This is a genomic window from Myxococcus llanfairpwllgwyngyllgogerychwyrndrobwllllantysiliogogogochensis (assembly GCF_006636215.1).
GTDB lineage: Bacteria > Myxococcota > Myxococcia > Myxococcales > Myxococcaceae > Myxococcus > Myxococcus llanfairpwllgwyngyllgogerychwyrndrobwllllantysiliogogogochensis.
Map to the genome: position 1 here is coordinate 1 of NZ_VIFM01000859.1, position 419 is coordinate 419.

Annotated in this window: 1 protein-coding gene; it reads left to right on the top strand. The window is 55.6% G+C overall.

Annotation, left to right across the window (positions count from 1 at the left end; translation table 11 throughout):
* On the top strand, positions 1–419 hold a 419-nt coding region (locus FJV41_RS56105; RefSeq protein ID WP_281291686.1), incomplete at both ends, for a LysR family transcriptional regulator.

Below are 419 nucleotides of genomic sequence, written 5' to 3' on the forward strand. Positions count from 1 at the left end.
ATTTTCACTTTATTGTTGCATCAAACGCCTTATCTTAATGTGCTGGGAGGAAGGGTAATGTCTGATCCCGATTTTAATTTGCTGGTAGCTCTCGACGTATTGCTGAGTGAAGCGAGTGTCGCAGGTGCGGCTCGTCGTCTGAACCTCAGCACTTCGGCCATGAGCCGGACATTAAGCAGGTTACGCGATGTCACAGGAGACCCGATCCTGGTACGCGCCGGGCGTAACATGGTACTGACCCCGTGGGCCGAAGCGACCCGGGATCGCGCCAGGCGTGCAGTGCACGATGCCAGGGCGGTATTACAGCCCTCAACTGAAACGTTCAGCGCGCAAAATCTGGCGCGTCTTTTTACCATCAGGGCAAACGATGGTTTTGTGGTGGCGTTTGGGCCTGCGCTTATAGCAGCGGTTGCCGACGC